This is a genomic window from Dyadobacter alkalitolerans DSM 23607, from assembly GCF_000428845.1.
GTDB lineage: Bacteria > Bacteroidota > Bacteroidia > Cytophagales > Spirosomataceae > Dyadobacter > Dyadobacter alkalitolerans.
Map to the genome: position 1 here is coordinate 79,173 of NZ_AUAS01000016.1, position 23,607 is coordinate 102,779.

17 protein-coding genes are annotated in these 23,607 nt (G+C 41.5%); 8 read left to right on the forward strand and 9 right to left on the reverse strand.

What is annotated here, in order from left to right; translation table 11 throughout:
• Nucleotides 1–12 precede the first annotated feature (12 nt).
• The 9 genes from G395_RS31270 to G395_RS30095 all read right to left on the reverse strand — a co-directional run bounded on the left by G395_RS31270 (nt 13) and on the right by G395_RS30095 (nt 11,891).
• Nucleotides 13–1,089 (reverse strand): acyltransferase family protein, encoded by a 1,077-nt coding sequence (locus G395_RS31270; RefSeq protein ID WP_051350322.1) that lies wholly within the window; start codon nt 1,087–1,089, stop codon nt 13–15.
• Between the two features lie 58 nt (nt 1,090–1,147).
• Nucleotides 1,148–2,419, reverse strand: a complete 1,272-nt coding sequence (locus tag G395_RS0123130) for a hypothetical protein (protein WP_026632243.1) — start codon at nt 2,417–2,419, stop codon at nt 1,148–1,150.
• Between the two features lie 35 nt (nt 2,420–2,454).
• Entirely contained in the window at nt 2,455–3,975 is a 1,521-nt protein-coding gene (locus G395_RS0123135) for an MATE family efflux transporter (protein WP_169720066.1), read from the reverse strand.
• Nucleotides 3,972–4,616 (reverse strand): CatB-related O-acetyltransferase, encoded by a 645-nt coding sequence (locus G395_RS33120; RefSeq protein WP_051350323.1) that lies wholly within the window; start codon nt 4,614–4,616, stop codon nt 3,972–3,974. The genes G395_RS0123135 and G395_RS33120 overlap by 4 nt, the downstream gene beginning before the upstream one ends.
• A gap of 7 nt (nt 4,617–4,623) precedes the next feature.
• The gene (locus tag G395_RS30090) at nt 4,624–5,811 is read right to left on the reverse strand and encodes a Coenzyme F420 hydrogenase/dehydrogenase, beta subunit C-terminal domain (RefSeq protein ID WP_051350324.1); all 1,188 of its coding nucleotides are present in this window, start codon (nt 5,809–5,811) and stop codon (nt 4,624–4,626) included.
• Nucleotides 5,808–7,010, reverse strand: coding sequence for a polysaccharide pyruvyl transferase family protein (locus G395_RS0123150; RefSeq protein WP_026632245.1), 1,203 nt, complete (start codon nt 7,008–7,010; stop codon nt 5,808–5,810). The genes G395_RS30090 and G395_RS0123150 overlap by 4 nt, the downstream gene beginning before the upstream one ends.
• Nucleotides 7,011–7,064: 54 nt before the next feature.
• Nucleotides 7,065–9,416 carry a GumC family protein gene (locus G395_RS0123155; protein WP_026632246.1) on the reverse strand — a complete coding sequence of 784 codons (2,352 nt, stop codon included), beginning with the start codon at nt 9,414–9,416 and terminating at the stop codon, nt 7,065–7,067.
• Between the two features lie 312 nt (nt 9,417–9,728).
• A complete protein-coding gene (locus tag G395_RS0123160) occupies nt 9,729–11,096 on the reverse strand; it encodes an exopolysaccharide biosynthesis polyprenyl glycosylphosphotransferase (protein ID WP_084439789.1) in 1,368 nt (455 codons plus the stop codon).
• A 72-nt stretch (nt 11,097–11,168) separates the two neighbouring features.
• Nucleotides 11,169–11,891, reverse strand: a complete 723-nt coding sequence (locus G395_RS30095; protein WP_157486788.1) for a hypothetical protein — start codon at nt 11,889–11,891, stop codon at nt 11,169–11,171.
• A 922-nt stretch (nt 11,892–12,813) separates the two neighbouring features.
• Between G395_RS30095 and G395_RS0123170 the strand changes: the two genes are divergently transcribed.
• The 8 genes from G395_RS0123170 (at nt 12,814) to G395_RS0123210 (ending at nt 23,605) form a co-directional block, all read left to right on the forward strand.
• A complete protein-coding gene (locus tag G395_RS0123170; RefSeq protein ID WP_026632248.1) occupies nt 12,814–13,293 on the forward strand; it encodes a glycosyltransferase in 480 nt (159 codons plus the stop codon).
• Nucleotides 13,294–13,328: 35 nt separating this feature from the next.
• Nucleotides 13,329–14,177 (forward strand): polysaccharide lyase family 20 protein, encoded by an 849-nt coding sequence (locus tag G395_RS30100; protein ID WP_157486789.1) that lies wholly within the window; start codon nt 13,329–13,331, stop codon nt 14,175–14,177.
• A 148-nt stretch (nt 14,178–14,325) separates the two neighbouring features.
• The gene (locus tag G395_RS0123180) at nt 14,326–15,954 is read left to right on the forward strand and encodes a DUF1800 domain-containing protein (RefSeq protein ID WP_026632249.1); all 1,629 of its coding nucleotides are present in this window, start codon (nt 14,326–14,328) and stop codon (nt 15,952–15,954) included.
• Nucleotides 15,955–15,968: 14 nt separating this feature from the next.
• A complete protein-coding gene (locus tag G395_RS0123185; RefSeq protein ID WP_026632250.1) occupies nt 15,969–17,492 on the forward strand; it encodes a DUF1501 domain-containing protein in 1,524 nt (507 codons plus the stop codon).
• A 283-nt stretch (nt 17,493–17,775) separates the two neighbouring features.
• A complete protein-coding gene (locus G395_RS0123195) occupies nt 17,776–18,591 on the forward strand; it encodes a polysaccharide biosynthesis/export family protein (protein ID WP_051350328.1) in 816 nt (271 codons plus the stop codon).
• Nucleotides 18,592–18,596: 5 nt separating this feature from the next.
• Complete coding sequence (locus tag G395_RS0123200; protein WP_026632252.1) at nt 18,597–20,954, forward strand: GumC family protein; 2,358 nt, start codon at nt 18,597–18,599, stop codon at nt 20,952–20,954.
• Between the two features lie 56 nt (nt 20,955–21,010).
• Entirely contained in the window at nt 21,011–22,363 is a 1,353-nt protein-coding gene (locus tag G395_RS0123205; RefSeq protein WP_026632253.1) for a flippase, read from the forward strand.
• Nucleotides 22,364–22,372: 9 nt separating this feature from the next.
• Entirely contained in the window at nt 22,373–23,605 is a 1,233-nt protein-coding gene (locus G395_RS0123210) for a hypothetical protein (protein ID WP_051350329.1), read from the forward strand.
• The last annotated feature ends 2 nt before the right edge of the window (nt 23,606–23,607 follow it).

The following is a 23,607-nucleotide window of genomic DNA, read 5'->3' on the forward strand; positions in this document are numbered from 1 at the left end:
TATCAAAAATTCCTAGCTTCTACTCACAGCAACATCAGTAAGTTTGGCAGCAACAGGATTTGCGTGCGAAGCTCCTTTTTTCAACAAAAATGGCTTTTCAACCAAAATCCAGGAAAGATATCCCAGCAGACAGGCGCCAAAAATCACAATCCACAGATAATTTATGTTGCCCGTCATGCCTAGTGAAACAAGAATATTGAGAATAAGGCCGTGATAAATATAAACGCCATAACTGATATCGTTGCCTTGGAGCAGCCTCTTAGACAATCCAACACCGGAATAAGCCACCGAAATGGTGCATACTGACAGGTAAAGCAATGAGAAAATGGAAAGCACGGGAGAACTAAGGGCTGGGAAGAGAATTTTAATGAGAATGAACCCAGCAACCCAGTAAATCCCTTTTCCATAGATCCACCTGGATTTGTATATCTGAAAGCGCTGCATTGCCACACCGGCCAAAAACAGGTAGAAATGGGGAAAGTACGTGTATCGCAGCAACTTTTCGAGGCGGACCTCACTGCTGGTACCAATGCCGGGGAAATAAATTTTGGCAATGAAGGCGAAAGCAAAAAACAGAAGAAACGAACCGACGATGAGGAAGTTCAAACGCTTTGTCCTCCGGCCGAGAAAGTAAACAACAGGAAGAACAAAATAGAACTGCATCTCTACACAAATCGTCCACAGACTACCATTGTATGAGCCAAAGCCAAAATCAGACAGAAAATCCGGTGTATAAATTATTCCACCCATCTGGCCCAGGAGCCAAATTAAGGCTGCCTTATTAAAAAAATTAAAACCAAAGAAGCTGGCCACGCCAATAGTTATGATTAAACATGCCCAAAGCCCCGGGAAGATCCTTAAAAATCGGTTGCGAAAATAGTGCCTAAGATCGCTGCTGCGCTCAAAGGAAGCAGAGATCAGATAACCGCTGATGGTATAAAATATCGGTACGCCCGGAAAGTATAATAATGGGGTCGCCCAATCAGGCGTAGGGATGTGCAGGTGATCAAATGTATGGAATATCAACACTTGAATAGCAGCGAAGATCCGGATAAGATCGAAATTATTGATTCGGAAGGACTTTTCCATTAGAGTAGGGAATAAATAGAATAAAAATTTTGGGTGTAATACACATAGATACTGAGAATTAGCGCGTGCCAACTTCGAGTGATAAGGGAAGAAAGTAGCTCTCCTCTTTTAAATCCTCCTGAAAACAACGCTCAAGGATATATAAGCAAAAACAGATAATAATTGTATCATGGAAAACCCATGAAGCGGCAATGTTGGCAAATGCAAGATATACGATAAAGAGCTTAGCATAGACGAAGGGGGCAGGAACCCTTTGCCTAACGGCCCGAAAAAAAATTAGACAATAACAAATCAAGCCAACAATACCAAGCCTTATATAGATTTCGGCATATCCGACATCACTACCAAAAAAAAACTTCTCTCTTGCAAGTTTAGACTCCATTTCACCAAATGGCCCTTCTGAGTGTGCGAATCCATTTCCAATAAGAACCGTAAGCCAATTTTTGGAATATTCACTAAAAAAATACTTATACTCTTGTAGTCGTATATCCTCTTCTTCAATTTGATTCCGCTCTATCTGTTCCTCCGAGATCGAAATCAGTCTGCCCAAAATCCCACTATCATCTGCAAAAAAACCAGATCCAAACCAAAAGCATAGTAATGAGACAAGTGCAATTTTCCAGCCTATCTTCTTCTCACTTAATAAATAAAATGCACTTACAACCACTGTAATAAGAATAACTTGACGTATCACGTGCATAACGATCACGGTAAACAATGCGACTGCGACAATAGTCCATAGATACCGCCCAGTTGTACAAAATTTGTTTAAGGCGAGAAAATAGCACAACACAATAATGGTCTTTCCGGGAATAAACAAACGATAAAAACCCCGCTCATTTGAAACTACACCATCTCTGTCCAGCCCGAAAACAAGCTGTGGGGCCTTATATATCCCAAACATCCATAGAACTATATACTGAATACATAAAAACCAAATTACTTTCTCAATGAATGCGAGATCCGGCTTATGCTTTTGCAATAAGAAAAAATAGCAAATTGCTAGATAAACAGCGGTTACTCGATAACTTACTGAAAAGTCCTGATCCCAAAATAGATATGCGCATATCATTGAAATAACAATAAGACAAAATATATTGCGAATAATCGAAGAATATAATGTTATGGGATTACGTCTAAACATCTCCGGGAAAACCGCAACTAATATTATGGGAAGTGTAATAAAATAAACAAACTTTAGTATTTGATCATTAATACCAACATATCTATAACAAAAATAGGATGCAATAGGAAAAAATAGAATTCCAAACCTGGCCAAATTACCCAAGTTCCCAGCATTACTCTCAGTTATATCCTTAGTTAAAATCATTAGTCAAATAGGTACATCGAGGGTATATATACTTACTATTGTGATGAGAGTGACGCTCTTGCCCGTAGCTCCCGAATATTTTGAATGGGAATAACCTTGAACAACACCAGCATTGATAAAAATAGCACCATCCACAAAGCACTTTTTATTACAATAAGAAAAAGCAGATTGCTGAACTGAAAATTCATTAGACCCACTATTACTGCAACTATAATACCTATTGCAGCCGGTACGATGAACGATTTAAACACTTTCCAGGATTGCAATTTTAGGACCGCCGTATTAAAATACAAATAGTAAAATGACATTTGGATCAGCACGTAAATTGCGTATCCTAAAACAGCAGATCCAGCACCTAGTTCTGAGCAATAAAAAGCGTTAACTGCCAGCGATATTACACAAGCAATACCAGAGCTATAAACAAGCATCTTAGTCTTTCCAGTGGCCAGAACCAAGCTGGCGATCGGGCTATTATGCAACGAACAAAGGATGGCAATTATCCATAAAGATAGCCAAGGCATTAGATGCAGATAGTCGGGGCCAACATAAATCAGTATTAACTCCTTCACACTCAGAATCAACGGCACACATAAAACAACACATATAATCGAGGAATAAGTTGTTGCCTTATATGCAAATGAAGTCAGTTTACTTGGTTCCGTTTCCAAAATAAGTTTCGATGCTTTCGGCAGGAAAATGGTAGTTAACATGCTGCCTATCGAGATAGTGAACATGGTAATGGTCTCCATCACCTGAAAATCTGAAACAATTTGTATTCCCGATGTAGTAAAAATACTTAGGACGATAGGTCTAAGCTTAACGGCTGATAATTGAAATAGCGCCATGACCATAATGGCCATGCTGTATTTGAAGATGATTCCGAATTGCTTCCAATTGGTAGCAGGGTAAAATGAGGCGACCAGTCCACTGCGTCTACACCTGAAATATAAGGGAAAAAGCACTAAGCTGTTGATTATCAAATAGCACAGGAAATATGTTATTATATCAAAACCCAAACTTATAACAGCAATGGTAAGGATCAATTCGAGAATGCTTCGGATTATATTCACTTTTTGAATGTAATCAAGCTGCTCGTTCGCAGTAAGCAATTGATTATAAATGGATGTACTCCAGTTGACGACAGTGAAAAACGCTAAAATGACTAAAAGGCGGCCCATTATAACCTGCTGGTCAGCAGTTATAGAAAAAACGGAAAGACCAAATAATGCCAAAAGCACTAAAAAGACAGCATTTGCGATTCCTACGACTCCATAAAATGTCACACTGGTTCGCGCAACCGAATCTATAAGGTCAAAACGGCCCTTTGCTATCCATTCAGAAAAGTACTTAACAGAACCGGTATTGATTCCCATATCAAGCAATTGAAGATATCCGTTTATAGAAAAAACAAGTGCAATGATCGCATTCATATCTTTTCCAAAATAATGAAGTAGAAGTGGTACGGTTATTACCTTAACAACAGCTCCTATTATTTTTGAAAAAGCTCCCCAAATAAATGACACGATATAATAGTTCTTCGCGAGATTCTGCATCAATTATTTTCGAGTTGAGAAAAGTTAATCATCGAATTTAACTTGTTAATATTTTTAAATAGTTCTTCTTTTTCCAAAAGCCACCACTTTGAGTTCTCCAAGGTCTGAATAGTAGCAGTATCAAAGCGGCTCTTTATTTTCCTCGCAGGATTACCGGCAACAATTGTGTAGGGAGCGACGTCTTTGGTCACCACCGAACCGGCACCAATAATTGAGCCATTACCTATTGTTTTGACATTTGGTAAAATCACTGTCCATTCACCTATCCAGACATCATGCCCAATTTCGAGTGGAGGCCTGTTCAGCATATCGTTTTTAACATATCCAAGGCTGGGATTATAAAGAATAGGGTGCGAAGTAAAGGTGTCTTTGGGATGATTGGCTCTAAAAATTTTAATACTCGGTGCAATGGAGCAATAATTACCAAAACGTACACCCGGTGCCAAATTTCGCGGCGTAAAACAGCCACCATAAGATCCGTATCCAATTTGAATTTTGTGACGTCTTGCATATATATGTCTTATTCGTTCAGACCACATATGCCCTCCATCCAGTTTTGCAATTAAATTCTCTAATCTATCTAATAAAGAGTTAGGTAACTTCAAATGCAGCCAAACCAGTAATTGCAGAATTATAGCTTTCATGTGCGATTTACAAAAGCCTTTTTAATGTACCCAAACATTCCCTTACAATGACAGTTGGCGAAGCACTTATCATGTTTCTCCATAAATTCAGATTTATAAAACGGATATTCCAAAACCGAGCTATTTTAACTGCAATTATACGCGCTCCTACGTGCTTGCGGCGATAGTATTGAAAAGGCTGCATTTTTTCAATCACACCTGTTTGTAATTCTTTTCGGACCACTTCGTTGGATGCTGCAATAAGATTAAAAATCTCGACAGCTTTTTCTGATCTTAACAAGACAAGGCTTTCGCCTTCTCTCTCTTGGAAATCCGGATATCCGCTCTTTGTTTCCCAAGCATCGCCAACAGCAATGTCCGCTTGCAGTCCTATGCCGTCAGGACAAATTTTACATCTGAAATGAATCTGCTTTCCTAACACCTTCCCCCACGAATCATTATAAGACATTTTGTAGGTTTTTGCAGTTGCATCCTTGAAGGAAAAGTATCCGGGCCATCCCATTCCTCGATAACTTAGATCAGTTACAGGCATCTCTGCACCTTCAAATGAGTTGATTACGTCGTTCGTAGCACTAAAAGACGGCATACCAGCACAAAAAATTGCAATTGTTAATTTTAGCCGCGAATCATACTGGGGATATAGGTTTACTAAATTCTTTAAAGCCGAAACGTCGCAGGGCTTTCCGATAAAGCAGAATGTACCCGATGTAGATTCAAGGATATTTAATATATCATTAAATACACTAGCCGGAGCATACCTTGATGCGGCGCACGCCAGTACATCTTCTCGGCTTCTTGAAACCTTCAACTTATTGTTATAATGGTTACTCGGGTCTCCTCCAACCTGTAAAACAAAGTCGACCATTTTGTTCTCAAGAATATGAATAGCAATGGCGCTTATTATCCCTCCTGAGGAACCTTTCGTTCTTATCTCATTATCAGTAGAATGCCCTGAATATAGCCCGAGAATTTTCCCCCAAATGCCATCAACGTTGTCAGAATTCTGTTGATTGTCAACCAGGATACTGGGGCAAACTTTTGAAATGATTGTATTTAATGAATTATTGTTTTTGCTGGCAGGCAGATGAAATCCCTGAGGAGTGACTTGCATCTCTACCGATTCCCTGCCACTAATGCTCTCGCAAAGCCCACACCCTATACATAAACCCGCCTTTACAACTTTTGTCGCTATCATGCTATATCCAGGAACTTTTTAAATTCATTCATGAGTATGCTATAACGAGGCGTCACAATGGTAGTAAGAGAATGTTGTAAATTCTTTGACAGCTCCTTGCGATTATAAAAGGCGTGTTTCATTCCGTCTAGCAATTCGTCAGAGTCCTGATTTCGAAGGTCCCCCAAATATGGATATTTAAGCGTGTCTACAAAAAGCCCATTAAACTTTCTACTGTATGCGATTGGATATACGGGGACGCCTGATGAAAACGCTGCAATGCAAGCGTGCATTCGGGCACCAATGAAAAAATCCAAGCCACTTATATAGTTCTTTGCGTCAATTGGATCCAGGAACAACGGCGCCGTTACAAGTTGGCTAGAATGATATTCGTCGTGAATTTCTCTTGAAATTTCGTAATCATTTTCAACATTTGATTCTATGTCAACCACGTGCGGAACCAGATGTAGCCGGACCTCAGAATTGGCTAGAAAAAAATCAATTATTGCTCGCATGGCCAGTTGATAGTCTGCCTTGAAACTAAACTGATCCTTTTCATATCCATTGTACCACATCAAGGAAGAGATATTCAGCCCAACATTCAACTTATCGTTCAGATGTTTCTTTTTAACGTAAGGCATATAAAAGGCAACGTCAATCAACTCCCTCACATTGGTTTGCGTTGTATTGTCTAATACATAATTATAACTTAATCGATCTCGAACCAGAACCGTTTGGCTTTTCTCCAAAGTTAATTTTGCTGCATTTTTTAGACTAATGTCTTTGAAGGGTCCGATGGTTTGCGGTAAGAGAAGTAACTTCTTACCAAAAAATCTAAACAGTCTTTGTGGCACATTTATAACATTGAAGCGATCAAGGCCGTAAATGTCAGAAAAGCTGTCTCCCTGGCCCATATCCATAACGTATTCTGCATCTTTAATCGATTTCCTTGAAATGATAAGTGAGATTAGAGTACTAATTTTACCTTTAACACCGCTTCCAATTTGAAGGGGGAACTGGGTAAATTTAATTTTATTTGCTCCTATGGTCAATTCTTTATTTTCCATCTTCTTTGACGATCCGACTATTTGAATGTCAAAAGGTATATCACTACTTTGCGATAATAGATCTAAAAGGTAAATAGTAGAATATGCCAATGCACCAACTCCTCTGTTTCCACTATAAGGGTTTATTCCAAGTAAAATTATACGTTTCGTCATTTGATATTATTCAGAGATGTAAGGTTTACGGTGAGTATTATAATATGGTTCATGTTAAAATCTGTCTTTAAAATCACTAAAAATCGCCAGGCTCTGCTTCGTATGATAGTAACTTTGATCATTACCCTCTCCATATCCATATTTTACCGGATTTATTCCGTTAAAAATTAATTCAAATCTGCCTAAAACATTCTTAATAAAAAGCTGATGGATAAAAGATAACTCAGTTCTATACGTATGACCTTGCCTAATAACGTATAAAACTTTATCCACGAACCTGGAAATAACTATTGCATCAGGAACCAAATGAACAGGTGCCGTATCAATAATAATGTAATCATAGAAGCTTCGCAAGTACATGATCAAATTATCTAACCTTTCAGATTCAAGCAATCCCGAAGAATTTATAAAGTTGGAGCCGCTCGTAATGACATCAATTGGTTCGTTAAGATCTAACGTCTGAATTATATCACCGATATTGGCTGATCCATTCAAGAAATCAGTCACACCTAAATGATTTTCGTTTAAATTAAATATTTTCGCCATTTTAGGTCTGAAAAAGTCCATTTCCAAGATGATCGTTTTCCGACCTACCTGGCCCATTGAGAGCGCTAAGTTTACACTTACAAAGCTCTTGCCTTCACCAGATAAACTTGATGTTATTAAGGTAACTCTACCTCCATCTTGCTGATCGGCTGGATGTCGCAGTTTAATTCGCAAAGTACGAATCTGCTCAGCTATGGCAGATCCCAGATTCGAATGATGCAGGGCAACCAGGTTTTTCACGGGAGAGAATGAAAGCTCACTAATTATGGGAATGTCAACGGCATCTGCTATTTCAAACACACTTGTTATTTTTGGTTTGAGAACGCGCCTGAAATATATAATTCCGGCTGGTAACCCAATTCCCAATAACAGTGCCGCTAATAGGGCGATTTGTTTTTGCTTGTTATTCCGGCCCCATAAATAGGCATTATCGACAATTCTATTATCTGCAAAGGCTGATGCGTACTTAACAGAAATCTCCTCTCTTTTTTGAAGAAGATAGATGTAAAGACCCTCTTTGATTTCCTGCTGCCTTTTTATATTGATAAACTGACGCTCCTGAATCGGTATGTTTTTTATTGATGATTCAAATCTATTATTAATTGATTCCAGCTTGGCACGTGTGTTCAGCAATGAACTTTTAATGCCGGCGACATATTGCTTTATTGAAAGCTTAGTTGCCACTATCTGCCTATTGATGGGCTCAAAGTCAGGATTCGATTCGGGGGTTGTTGCCAACAATTTTTCCCGCTGCAGCTGCAGCTGAGAAAGCTGCTCGACAAGGCTACTTAGGGCAGGATCTACTATTCCCATGGTTGCAGGAACTTTCTCTGCGCTATGTGAGGAATTGATAAAATCTTCTATTCCTTCGACAACACTTAATTTTACACTTACTTCATTAAGCTGGCTATCATTTTGCTGTAAGTTTTCAAGACTAATTTGTGATTTGGATTTAATATCAGTGAGTCCTCTGGTACTTTTAAAGTGCTCTATTCCTTTTTCTGCCGAGTTTAAATCCGTTGCCAGAGCCGCCAACCGTTCATCGATAAAAGCGAGTGTGTTCTTAGTTCGACGGGCTTTTTCCTGATCTCCTTCCAGGTTATAATTGTAAATAAGAGAATTCAAAACATCTTTTCCGCGATTACTTACTACGTCATTAATCGAAAGCATTAGAGTTGTTGAGGACTTATTGGACAACTCAACCTTCAACGAACTCTGATATTGACGTGCTGCGTCGTCGGCATTCAAAACTGAAATGGCAATCTCTTGACCAGCATGTTCTTTCAAGTGCTTTGTAGCCGTCAGCTCCCATGTGCCAAAGTCGCTTCTCACTTGTTTATTGTATTGAAGAAGGTTGGAATGACCGTCTGGCCCTAACAATTTGAAACTTTTACCATCAAGCGGAACTATTCGAATGGTAGCGGGAAGAGCCGTGCTGATTGTTTGCCTTAATTTAAGCCTAACGGGAGTTTCGTCATAAAGATCAGTTGAGTAGAATTCGTGCTTACCCTTATATGAAATATTCAATTGAAGATCAGAGACAACTTTGTCCATTATATCTTTTGATCTTAAGATCTCGAGCTCATTGTCAATGATCCTACTTGAATTCAACAAATCTATCTCGTGAAGCGGCGACTGGTCCGTGGGTGCCTTCTTTTGATCTGGAATGAGAATGGATGCTTTGATCTCATAAATTGGCTTGATAGTTTGTAAGTAGCCGACCAATACGATACCTGCAATCCCCAAACCGAAGGCAAAAAGCGGCCAATGGTAAAGGTATGTTTTGATATTACTAAATATCTCGGTCAACTGGTTTCCGTTGACAAAAATGGAGGAAGATTTATAACGTGCTTGTTGCATGCTTGTATACTTGCCGGTAAAATTTAGACGGTCACTATGGAATCAGATGTCGGATTGTGATATCGCTTTGCCGACAACCTTGGCACTTGTATTAGGTTCATGAATTTTTGATTCGGTTGCAGCAAATTGGCATTAGCTAACCTTTAATGTGAAGTTCGCACTCTTAAGAGCAGTATAAATAGCTGCACATTAACGAGGGCCTTCACCGGTATACGAAATAACAGCCTGCGGGCCACTTAGGTAAGCCTTTTGTGGCATCTATTGTCGACTTTGGGGTACAACGACCTTAATCAGGGGTCAGCAACTGAGCAATTATCTTCCTTTACCCAGTAAAATCACCTGGATCGTCAAGAATATAAGGTAGATATCCGTTGCAAGGCTGTATGAATTCAGATAAAGCATATCATATTTGAGCCTGAGCAGATTTTCTGATATATTACTTGCGTAGCCGACCTTTATCTGCCCGATGGATGTGATTCCCGGCCTGATTGTCAGGACCTTCTGAAATGAATGACTGGCCTCACCCATTAGCATGTCAACGTCATATTTGTGAAGTGGCCTTGGCCCGACAACTGACATATCACCTTTGAGCACATTGAGAAACTGCGGAAGTTCATCTAAACGTGTACGGCGGAGAAATCTGCCTACTACCGTGATACGAGGGTCCAATGCACCCAGGGAATGCTGAAGTCCGTAGGTGTGCGCGTCGGTATACATGGTGCGGAACTTGATAATTTTAAACTTTCCACCCCACCTTCCTGTACGCTCCTGCAAGAAGAAGATGCTGCCCTTTGAAGAAACCTTCACAGCAACCATGACCAGTAAGAATATAGGAAAGCCTAAGACCATTACAATAGAAGAGAACAGCAGATCGAAGGCACGCTTGGTAAATTGCTCGTTTGAGCCCGTATGTGCTTTGGTCTTGACATCGATGATTGGGAAATCTTCAAGTCTTCCCGTGTGAAGCTTTCCGGAAAGAAATTTCGGATAGTCTGGCACGAGGCGAAGGTGCGTATTTTTTCTTTCGGCCAGCCTGATCACACCTTTAACTTGATCTTCATTCATCTCAGCCAATGCACAATAGACAAAATCAGGTTTACGGGTTTCTATGAAATTTTCCAGTTTTTCGAGTTGCGTCTGCTCGCTATCAAATTGGAATGAGCCGCAATAAGAATGTCCAAATTCATAATGGTTCTCATAGAAAGGCTTTATCAGATCATTCAGATCCTCGTCTCCCACGATAACGTACCGCTTCACCATGACCCGGGACTTTTTAAGCAACCATAGCGCAGCAGTGATGGTAAGGTGTACGATAAATACGAGAATTGTAAACACCTGGTATCCGGCAAAAATCCAGTTCTCACTTATCTGGGTTGGATTTCCGCTCAGATAAATATAGACCTCCATGCAAACTAAATGTACCGTGCTGGTTAGCAACAGTCGCCAGAACCGGCCCAGATTATTTTGCGAATTAAATGAGGGCGTATAGATCTCAAACAGATTTACACAAACGATCCATAACAAATTACTGATCACGAGTATACCGGAGTAATCTTGATCGTCGAAAGATCTGGCACCATACCAGTTGATACCGGAGGCGATCATGTAAGCGCAATTCAATAAAAGGATATCAGTCCATAAGTAGAACAATGAACGGCGTTGAGCAGAGTAGGTTTTCATAACATTTAGAGGATTTTAAAAAGAGGCGGGAGTAGTAGTATTGGTTATCAAGCATACTTAATCTAAAAGCGGCTAAATACGGCTCTCTTTTCGAGCTATACCCAGCATTACTGAAAACTTGTACAGGAGTCTTGCGGCAAGAGAAGCTTGTCCCTGGCTTTGTGCACGGCTCAATGTGTTCTGTGCCAAACCTTTGGCAGCAGAACCTAGCTTTCCATTCGGGTAATCGGAGGAAGGCTCCACATCCGATTCATGGCGAGCGTTAAACGTTAACATACCGCTGATATCTTTGACCAGATGCGTAGTGGGAACTACAGCCAGGCCATAGTTCTTGAAAAGCGTATATTGCCATTGGACTTCCCAATTTTGCTTTTTACCATCTTCAAAAACCCTGTCAAAGCGCTCGTGCCAGTAATTGGAAATGTGCTTGTCTCTGACGAGCCGCTGAATAAGCTTCTGACTCTTCATATCCGAGAGTTGTTCCATCCAAAAATCGTACTTTTCCCAGGCATATTTCCAGGTAGCCCAACCGCCGGTTTCCGCTATATGGCTGAACATATGATCAGCATCATTCGCCTCGACCTTTTCACTTTTATGCGCTCCGGAAATATGCATGATCCGATCATTATCGCGGTAGGTTTCCAACATTGATTTACAAAAGCTGAAAAAATCGGCCTGTGGGAAAAAATCGTCTTCTAAAATGATCAGTCGCTCGCTTGATTCAAATGCCCATGAAATTGCAGAAGACACACCGAGTGCACAACCCATGTTCGTTTCCGGGAACCATCTTTCCACATGACAAGTCCAATCAATTTGAGAATCATTGAGAAGACATCGACAAGTTTCCACCAAATCAATATCCTCGGTATTACCTGATCGGGGTGCGTCAGAAAATAAATATAAATGAGTGGGTTCTAATTTCCTGATTTGTTCAAAAACCAGGCAAGTTGTTTCCGGTCTGTTAAATGTGATTAACAAAATAGGAATGTCAAACAATTTCTTGTTCATTCAATTACGTTAAATTAAATTCAGGCTTAAAGTGCAAATGTGTTGACAAGACCGATTTGACGATTCAAATTTACAAGACAGTTATTCTAGCCACTTCTTTTTGGGGTCAAATCAATTAATTGTGGGGTGATATTAAATACCTCGGGGGTTAGTTAATTATTAGCACCTATATATATAACGAGGCGAACACAATTGACACATTACTTAACAAAAAGTAAATTCAGATGCATATTATATTTAGACAACATATTTTCTCAACATAGTTATATATATGGCAAAATATCGATTCGGCTAATCCGAAAATTTTATAGGTTAAACACCAACTAGATCATTATGTATTTCAAAAATATAATTCGGTTAGCTAATATGTTATTATGTATGCAGTACCAAGTTGATTTTCACTAAAACAAATCAATATTTCAAGTATTTATACAGCAGATAAGTATTTAGTTTTTATGCCAATTAGATTTATATTTATACTCACAACTAACACCACATCTTTTTAGTTGTACGGTCATTTGTAGAAATAGTTTATTTGCTATTTTCATTAAATAAATGCCTGAAAATACTGCCCCCAAATAAGTGCAGACTATACCCTAATAATTGATACGATTACCCCAAAAAGTTACAGAGATGGACTTTGAAGAGCTAAACTTGCAGAGACAAGACCGACACCTGAAACCTGTGTCAACTTTTAATCCTCTATCTCATGATTTTTGTTACCGTCGGAACCCAAGGCCCCTTTGATCGATTAATCACGACAATGGATGAACTTGCGCTTTCTATGCCAGACATTCCTATTGTTGCTCAGGTTGGTGCGAGCAAGTATAAAGTCAGGAATATGCACAGCTTCGAATTTACGAGCTCCCTGGAAATGGAAATGTATTTTAATAATGCGCAATTGATTGTAAGTCATGCAGGAATGGGTACAATCATCTCCGCCTTTGAAAGAAAAAAGCCCATCGTTATCTTTCCAAAGCTTGCCAAGTTTGGCGAGCATCGCAATGACCACCAGCTAGCCACAGCAAAACGGCTGGAAAGTCTCAATTACCTGCACGCGGCTTATGATTTGACAACTTTAAAAGCCAAGATTTCTGCCGCAATGGTCGACCTAACGCCATTGCATAATGTTGGAAAATATGCTTCTAATGAGCTGATTACATCTTTGCAGACATACCTGACAATGTGAGTCAGCTGACAAACTCTTCAAAATACGCGCACTATATGTCCGCTAAATCTATCCCCGGTTGGGTTATGATGCTCCTGGTTACAGGTTTGCATGTGTTGCTAAGCAGCTGTGAACCCATGAAAATTGACAAACCACAAGAGGTGACCGACCCTCAGCAACCAGCTGACAACATACTGGCCAGTTATAATTTCAACGAGACAATCGGTGAATGGGCTGAAAGAAACACCTGTTGTGACTGGTCAGCAACCTTATCAGACTCGATCAAAAGGGACGGCTTGCGCTCAGCCAGGATCGAGCTCAGAAAGGGTGACTTGTCTCTGGGCACGCCCTGGTCAGAACTCGGCCTTTCACCTAATAAAAACCGGGAGGAATGGTACGCATTCTCCGTCTATTTTCCCCGAAGTTTTGTAAAGGATACCATAGAAGAGAGTATCGTTCAGTGGCAGGCGTTGCCTGACTTTTCCAAGGGTGAAAAATGGAGAAGCCCTCCCCTGCTTCTTGGCGTTTTAAATGATAGCATTGTGCTGGAAGTCAGGTCTGACAGTAAGGAAGTGAATCATCAGGGGGACTATACGTTCAACCGGTTGAACCTGGGAAGACTAGACAAAGAGCAATGGCTGGACTGGGTTTTTCACATCCGCTGGTCTTATGACAACACAGGCGTTATCGAAGTTTGGAAAAACGGGAAGCTTGTTTTACAGCGAATCAATGAGCCAAATGCTTATAATGACGCAATGTATCCCTATTTTAAAATTGGTTTATACAAATGGGGATGGGAGCGGAAAAGCAAGACGGTCACAAATTCAAGGATCATGTTTATAGATGAGGTTAAAGTGGGTAATGAGAGCTCGGGATACGAAAAAGTTGCTATCCAAAGCCGCTAATTTCATGTAATGCTAACCAGTTCGGCAAAAAAATAGAAATAGTGTGTAGAATTGTTTGCGGTATGCTTATAAAATGTTAACTAGAACCATTAAGATAACATTGTATAAACTTAACGCTATGACAAATCTCTAAGCAATCCGAGCTTCTATGCCCTATCTGGACAAATACCAACCCCCTCTAACATCCCGACAAGCAGCCCATTTATTAAGAAGGGCCACCTTCGGACCGACTCCTGATGAAATCATTCAATTTACAGGTCTGACTGCACAGGATGCAGTTCAGAAACTTTTTGACAATGTGACTGTGACAGCTACTCCTCCGCCACCCGTAGTGATGGATGAGTACAGCAGCATTGCCGGGCAGACATTCATGGAGAAGCCCTTTGACTACCAGCGCAGGTTTGAATATTCTTATTTCTTGAAGTATTGGTGGATCGGCCTGATGGCAGAACAGAATGGAGCGCCATCGGTTCTTGAAAAGCTGACCGCATTCTGGCAAAATCATTTTGTAACTACGCATAAGGTCGTCGAAGATTACCGGTACATATACCGATATCTAATGTTGCTTCGCAATAAAGGATTAGGAAGCTTTAAAACGCTGACAATCGAAATAACCAAAGACCCTTCCATGCTCGTGTACCAGAACGGAAATGAGAATGAGAAAAACCACCCTAACGAGAACTATGGCAGGGAATTGCAGGAGTTGTTCACGGTTGGCCAGCGCAATAAAGCGGACCAGGCCAACTATACAGAAGAAGACGTAAAGCAAGCAGCGCGCGTTTTGACCGGATGGCAAGCTCTGAATCAGTATGTTAATGGCTCTACCACCATCGGTACGGTGTTTAATAGCAGCAGACACGACACGTCAGATAAAAAGTTTTCCCATCATTATAACAACAAGGTGATAACCGGGCGCTCAGGGCCTGACGCCGGAGATCAGGAAATAAGTGAGCTGGTGGAAATGCTTTTGTCACACCCGGAGGCACCCAAATTTATTTGCCGGAAATTGTATCGTTGGTATGTAAATACAAACGTGACAGATCAGATAGAAAACAGTGTAATCGCTCCATTGGCGGCGTTTTTTGCCAGCCCTGAAAATAATTTTGCAATCGGGCCCGTCCTCCAAAAGTTGCTAACGAGCGAGATATTCTTTGATCGTTCCAACGTAGGTGCCATCGTAAAATCACCCGCAGAGCTCGCTATTGGCTCACTCAGGCTTTTCAAACACAAGGTTCCTCACCCCGTAAAGGAATATTCGGCATTTCGTAATTATACCCAGCCGACTTACTGGCGCATGGTAAACATGCAATTGAATTTTCTGGATCAGCCATTAGTCTTTGGCTCCTTGCCCTACTATCAGACCGGGTATTCCATGAACTGGATTAATGCTTCTACAATTGGAATGCGGCGCAAAATGGGTGAAACCTTCATCTATCCTTATCAATATCATCAGGGTTACACATACGGCATAGACTTTCTGGCCTGGGTCGTTTCTTTACAACCGAACTTTTCGGATGTTGACGGCACTCCTTGTATCACCTGTGAACAAGTATTCGAGGAATTTTCGAAAAACCTGTTTGCTAACGAGCTTTTTCAGTCGCAAAAGGATTTTTTGATTGATAAAATCATGATGCAAACTTCTACGCGACGCTCATGGACCTATGAATTTAATGCCTATCGACGAAATCCATCCGAATCCACAAAAGCCAATTTTTACTGGCGGCTGCAAGTTTTGATGAAGTATATGGTCGGCATGGCTGAATTCCAGGTTTTTTAATAACTGCTAATAACATGAATAGAAGAGATTTTATAGCCGCAGCGGCAACTATGGCTGTCCCTGTGACGCTGAATGGCTTCGGTCTGAGAGCTTTCACACAGAATTCAGCGTTGGTCCAATCCCTTGCACAAGCCGGCGCGGCCTATTCGGACCGTATACTGGTGATGGTTTACCTCAATGGAGGCAATGATGGGCTCAATACGGTCATTCCGCTGGAATATTATTCTGCATACAACAATTTGCGAAGCAACATCGCAATCCCCGAAAAAAGTGCACTACCATTAGCTGGTAGCCCTGAAACAGGCCTTCATCCGGCAATGACTGATATGCAGCAACTGCACGCGGAAGGAAAGCTAGCCATTGTCCATTCCGTATCCTACCCTAACCCGACCTTCTCACACGTGCGATCATCAGACATTTGGATGACGGGCGTCGATTCGGATCAATATGCTACCAGTGGATGGGCCGGCAGGTATCTTGACAACAGGTTTCCCGGATATCCTGAGCAGTATCCTAGCAGTGAGATGGAAGATCCTTTGGCCATACAAATCGGCTACGTGGGATCCACCAGCCTGCTGGGAAACAAACAGTCAATGGGTATTTCGCTGGTCAGTCCTGACGAGTTTTACCAGCTCGTGGGCCAGGAAAGCTTTGTGCCTGCAACAGATCTTCCCTGCTGCGACTCAGGGGACCTGATAAAAGCAATAAGACAGCAGCAGGTTTTAGCAATCGAATATAGCTCTGAGATAAGAAAAGCGGCCAGTTTAGGAAAGAACCTTGCCGCATACCCTGAGGGCGAGAATGAATTGGCACAGCAGCTGAAAATCGTGGCAAGGCTGATTCAAGGCGGGCTGAAAACAAAAATATATTATGTTGAGATGGGCGGGTTTGATACACATGCGGCCCAGGTGACCAATTCAAGTACAACAGAGGGGACTCATGCGGTGTTACTGAAAAATCTATCGAGTGCAATCAGCGCTTTTCAGAAAGATCTTCAAATGTCGAATTTGGAAGACCGTGTAATGGGAATGACTTTCTCGGATTTTGGCAGACGTGCCAGCTCCAATGCGTCCAAGGGGACCGACCACGGGATTGCAGCACCGATGTTTTTGTTTGGAACTGGTTTGAAAAGGCAGCAGGTTGGTACAAATCCGGACCTGATAAAAGATCTTGTTCCTCCCAGCGAAACTGGGCTCAATAATCAAGACTTAAAGATGCAAATCGATTTCCGCAGAGTATATAACGACCTTCTCACCGACTGGTTTGGCACCCAGCAGTCCAAATCAGACCAGCTTTTGTTTAAAAACTTCAAAACCACGTCCCTATTTTCCGACTTGGTTCAAACGATCGGCTCAGGAAACTGGCAAGACCGTTCCATTTGGTCTACCGGAAGGCCTCCCGGCTTGAAGGATTCCGTTCAGATCAATGGAGGACACACGGTAAAAGTGCAAGCAGACGCCGCTGTTAAAGAAGTGTTTGTGAGCTCGGGCGGGGAGTTGGAATTTGCAGGTAACTTCACCGTCTCAACTAGCAAATAGCAAGCTTTTACGTATAGAAATACAGGTTCTGCAATTGATAAAAATATCAGAGCTTCAATATAATTTTGAACTATTCAAATGTTCCTGGCGAATTAGCTCTTTGGCAAATTCCAGCCAGGAACTTTCTTTTGAAAATGGGTTCTAAATATGCGCATCCCGGACCTATTTTCACACCCCCCTTTTTCCCCATTGCACCCCAGAGTCCTTACGAAACACCCCAAAAACTTGAAGCAACTCAATTACTATAACGTATTTTATGCTGTAATCAACGCTCCTCCTCAGCATGAAGTCAATTGCACAGACATTATTTAAATCGATTTTCAGATTTTCTATTTACTCCTTAATCACTGCATTTCTGCTGATCCAGTTTGCGTGCAGTTCTTACAAAAAAGTACCCTATTTTACTGATTTAAGAAGAGATTCACTTGTCACGGAAGTTGTCAAAAATTATTCTCCGTTAACAATCCAGTCAGCCGATATATTAGGGATAAATGTGACCAGCAGAAACCCTGAATCTTCCTCCATATTTAATTACAATTTAAACCGGGTCAATGGCAGTAGTTATGATCAATCATCGAGTAATCCTATTACAGGGTACATGGTAGATCCTAATGGAAATATCCATTTGCCTTTAATTGGAAACATGAAAGTGGCGGGGTTAACAACAACGTCTTTAAGCGATTCATTAGCCAAAATATTACTTACTTATTATAAAGATCCGGTAGTAAATATCCGCATCATTAATTTCAAAGTTGCTGTTTATGGAGATGTGCAACATCCCAATATTTATACCCTGCAAAACGAGCGGACAACCATTACTCAGATTTTAAGTATGGCAGGTGATTTAAATATTACAGCGATGCGTAATAACATTATTTTGGTCAGGGAAGAGAATGGAAAAAGAAATTTTATTCCAATTGACCTTACATCAAAAAAGCTATTTGAATCTCCCTATTTCTATCTCAAAAATAATGATGAAATCTATGTGCAGCCTGATCGCACCAAGTATGCCACAGTAGATCGGGGTTATCGCGTTACTACGCTCCTGCTATCAGGACTTTCCATCATCGCCATTGTTCTTTCGAACTTATATAGATAAATCTAATGAGTACCCAACAAGCCACGCTTGCCACATTCACATTGCCTGAGGCAAGAAAACAATCTTTCAATATAGGTAGTACAATCAACAAGTATTTGTATCACTGGCCATTGTTTGTAATCAGCTTATCCATTTCGATTGCCGCTATCATTTTTTATCTGAAAATTGCCCGGCCGATTTACGAGATCAATGCAACCATTGTCATACAGGATGAGAAGAAAAACCAAAACCAGGCTTCGCCGCTTCACGAAATTGATGCATTAAGCTCTTCGAGGATCATCGAAAATGAAATTGAGGTTTTCAAATCCAAGCAGCTTATCAAGCAAGTTGTTCAGGAACTGTCACTAGGCACTGGCTACCAGGAAATGGATGGTATATTTTCGCAAGATTTATACAATTCCGGACCGGTAAAATTAACAGTCCTCAAAGCAGGCAGTCAGGATGGAACCGTTACAGTGACCATCAAGGACCGGGACACGTTTTTCATCAGAATGCCTGATAAAACAGACCAGGCGTTTAGTTTTAAAGATAGTTTCAGCAACAAGTTTGGTACATGGAAACTTGAACCTACCGAAAACCTGGATGCATTCATTGGTAAACAAATCAGGATTTCTATTTCTGATGTTGAGAAGACAGCTTTAAGTTATCAAAGCAAACTGTCTGTTGCACTTTCTAATAAGCTGTCCACAACCATCATTTTATCCATTGATGATGAGGTCCCTCAGCGGGGAAAGGACGTTCTGAACCGGATCATCTTCAACTACAATTTGGCGGGCACGATGCAGCGTAACCGCGAAGCCAGAAATACGCTCGACTTTATTGACCAGCGTTTGTCATCCCTTAGCAAAGAACTTAATGATGCCGAAAAAGGAATAGAGGTTTTCAAAAGTGCGCGCGGCCTTACTGATATCAGCTCGAATTCCAAGATAAGTCTGGAAAATATGCAGAGCAATGATGCGCACCTGAATGAGGTTAATGTTCAATTGAGTGTAGTTCAAGGAATTGAGCGATATATCAACTCGAATCAAAGTCAGGACAAAACACCCACGACGCTCGGAATAGACGATCCGGCTTTACGAAGCATGATTGAAAGACTTGCCCAGCTAAATTTACAGCGCGAGCGTTTGCTGGCAACGACTCCTGAAACAAACCCGGACTTTGAACCCATTAACCGGCAGATCGTGACAACAAAAGCCGCAATCCGCGAGAATGTGGGAAGCATCCGGGCATCACTGCAAAATACCCAGCGCAAATTAATGTCCTTCAATCAGAACTTCGAGTCTTCCATTAAAAGCATTCCAACGCAGGAGCGCCAGTATATCAGCATCAAAAGGCAGCAGGCCATCAAGGAAACATTATATACCTATCTGCTGCAAAAGCGTGAAGAAATCTCGGTGAGCTATGCATCAAAACTGGCTGAGGATCGCATCGTCGACCATGCTTATTCTGGCCCGGCAAAACAAACACAGCGGTCCATGGCTTTTGCCGGCGCGCTTCTGATCGGACTGGGACTTCCCATCGGCCTGATTTACGTGCGCGGACTTTTCAGCTCCAAAATCCAAAGCATACAGGAAATCAAAGATGAGCTAGACTTGCCGGTTATTGCCGAAATTCCCTTGGAAAGATCCAGCAACACCATTCAGATCAAGAGCAGCAAAGCCACCGCCATCGGCGAACAGTTCCGGTCGTTACGATTGAAGCTTTCCTACTTGTCCAGCAATGCCTCTACAGGACGGGTAACCCTGATTACATCGAGTGTGCCCGGTGAAGGAAAGAGTTTTGTGAGCAGTAACCTGGCGGTGAGTCTTGCATTGTCGGGCAGAAAAACGATCATTTTAGAGCTCGACCTTCGTAAGCCCAAGCTGAATGCCATTTTCGGCACCAAGAACCAGCATCCTGGCATTGCCGACTTTTTGAACGAAACTGCTTTGCTTGATGAAATTATCCAGGTGTCCGTCTCCGAATCCGGGCTGGATATGATCGGATGTGGCGAACATATATCGAATCCAAGCGAATTATTGGAAACGCCCCAGCTTGCTTACCTGATTGAATATTTACGCAACCATTACGATGATATCGTCATCGACAGCCCTCCCGTTCACCTGGTGTCTGATGCGATGATTATCTCGCGCCATGCGGATACTACCTTCTACACTATCAGGCAGGGCGTGACGCAAAAAGCAGAGCTGAGCTTTCTGAAAGAAATTCAGGAGCAGAAAAATCTAACCAATATCAACATCATTTTTAACGGCATCCAAAGGCTAAAATACGGCTACGGATATAACTACAATGCCAATTATTATTATGACACAAAGCATAAAGGCATAGCATCGCCTTTCAGTGACTTTTGGGGAAGATTTTAGATCCGGCTATCCGTCCTTCCTGCATTCAAATCCCGACTTTATTACCTACAACGTTAATGGTTCAATCAGTTACTACGCAGAAATCAAAGCAGCAGCTTACAAAGAATGTACTGTCCCTGACAGTGGTACAGATTGCTACCTATGTGATGCCATTAATCTCAGTCCCCATCATTTCACGCATCATCGGACCTGAAAAATACGGCATAATCAACTTTGCTGCTGCTTTGATTACGTATTTCACGCTTATAATAAGTTATAGTTTCGACTTTTCAGCGACCCGGAAGCTGGCCAAAAGCCCGGATGATGCCGCACTGCGCAACCGGATTTTCAGTGAAGTTTTTTTTACGCAGTGCCTGTTATTTGCCTTATCGACGGCTGCCTTTGCTGTTCTGCTTTTTACCGTAGAAGACTTTAAAGCAAATCAAACCGTCCTGATATTCTCCTACACCTTGTGCATCAGCCTCTTGTTTACCCAGAACTGGCTATATCAGGCCATGCAGGATCTTTCCAAGGTTGCCCTATTTAACCTGATCAGCAGGCTAATGTTTACAGGCTCTATCATTTTGGTAATACGCCAAAATGAAGATTACATCTGGCAGCCACTTTTGATTGGACTTTCACAGACCATTGTCGCATTGCTGTCGTTTTTCTGGGCGGTTCGCAGATACAAGCTTAAATTCCTGCACACCCCGCTACGCAGATGCGCACAGGTGCTTTGGGAAGAAAAGACCATATTCCTGTCACTAATTTTCGTCAACCTGTATTCCAGCACCAATACCGTCATACTGGGTTTTTTCCAAAGCCAGGAGCAGGTCGGATATTATACGGCCGGGCAGCGACTGATCATCATTGCACAGTCGGTACTAGCAATGCCGCTGGCGCAAGCGTTCTATCCATTTATCGGCAAAGCATTTGGAGAAGGCCGTCAACAGGGACTGCAAGTCGTACAGAGGCTGGTGCCTATGATCGTACTTTTCTTAGGGACTGCATCAATTGCCATGTTTGTTCTTGGTCCCTTTGTCATTACCCTGTTCTATGGGCCGCAATTTGAGGCTGCTGTACCCGTCTTTCGTATACTGGCTATTGTTCCCTTGCTTTTCTCTCTGAACAATGTATTTGGGATCCAGATCATGCTCAATCTGGGAATGGATACGCAGTTTTTTAAAATATCCGTGGCCGCAGCGTTTGTAAGCATTTTATTGAATTTAATGCTCATCCGGCAATGGGGATACATTGGAACAACACTGAACTGGCTGGCAACGGAATTATTTATCCTAGTCTGTATGTGCACGGTTTTGATCAAAAAAGGGATAAATCCATTTAACAAAGCGTATTTCAGGCTCTCGGTGATAGGGGAATATATTCAGCCTATGATCAAAAGATTTCAACCTGCCAAAGTCAATCCATAAAAGCGAAATATGCAGTCTTTAACCTATCCGAGTACGCGCGACATTATCGTTGATAAAAAGACCATATTCCTGTTCTTTTTAGTGATATGCTCTCTGAAGTATTTCGGAGCTGTGGCCGCTCAGGCGGGAATCCTTAAAAACATTTGCTATGCATATATGGTGGTGGCGATTTTAATCTCCTTACCAAATTTTTTCAGATACAGAGGTGGTTTTGTTTTACCGATCCAGCTGATATGCATTGCAATAGTCATATCGATTTTTATGGCAAAATATACATGGGGTCAGGGTCTGGAACACAGCGTTTCTACGATTCCCTATATGATATGGTTTGTTTTCTTTTATCTGCTGGGTTCAAATGTATCGATCAGAACCATTGAAAATATAGTCCTTATCTATGGATTGATATACATGCTCCTGTTCCTTTTCCAACTCACGCATACGGGCACCATTTATTTTGGAACTGTTGAAGAATTCAAAGAAGATCGTGGCATCATCCGGGTCAATTTTCCGGGTGGAGGCGTATTCTTCCTGGCTTGTTTTATTGCCATCAATAAAGTTACAAGTGATTTAAAGAATAAGATGATTTGGCTTGGATATGCATCATTTGGACTCATTGTGAATGTATTGCAGGTAACAAGGCAGACCATTGCTGTCATGCTTTTTATATATATGCTGCATTTTCTGCGCAATGTAAAGCTGCCCTTGAAAATTGCCACAATCACTACATTCGGCCTGGGCTGCTATCTTTTCCTGGTGTCCGACAACCCCATCAGCAGAGGTTTGGCAGAGCAGCAAAAGGCAGATGCTTCTGCCGGAGAAGAATACATCCGTATTTTATCGGCCAGGTATTTCCTGACCGAGTTTACACCCAACACGGTCAGCTACATATTTGGAAACGGGTTTTTTAATGAAACATCCAATTATGGAAAGACATTGAACGCCCTCAGCGTCAACTACGGGTATTTCCTTTCTGACGTAGGACTGGTAGAAGTATATATCGTGTTCGGGATACTGGCCATCATTGGCTTTGCAATGATATTCGTTAAGAGCTTCACAATCCCTGTTGATGCCGACCATTACTATTTAAAATATTATATCTGGATGATCATGGTCACTTCCCTATCCTCTGATTTTCTGGTTTCCTACTATTATGTTATAACCACGGCGCTTGTCCTATACTGTTACCACAGGCTGTATGAAGAACAGAAAGTTATCAGCATGTTCCAATTGAAACGCAACTAAAT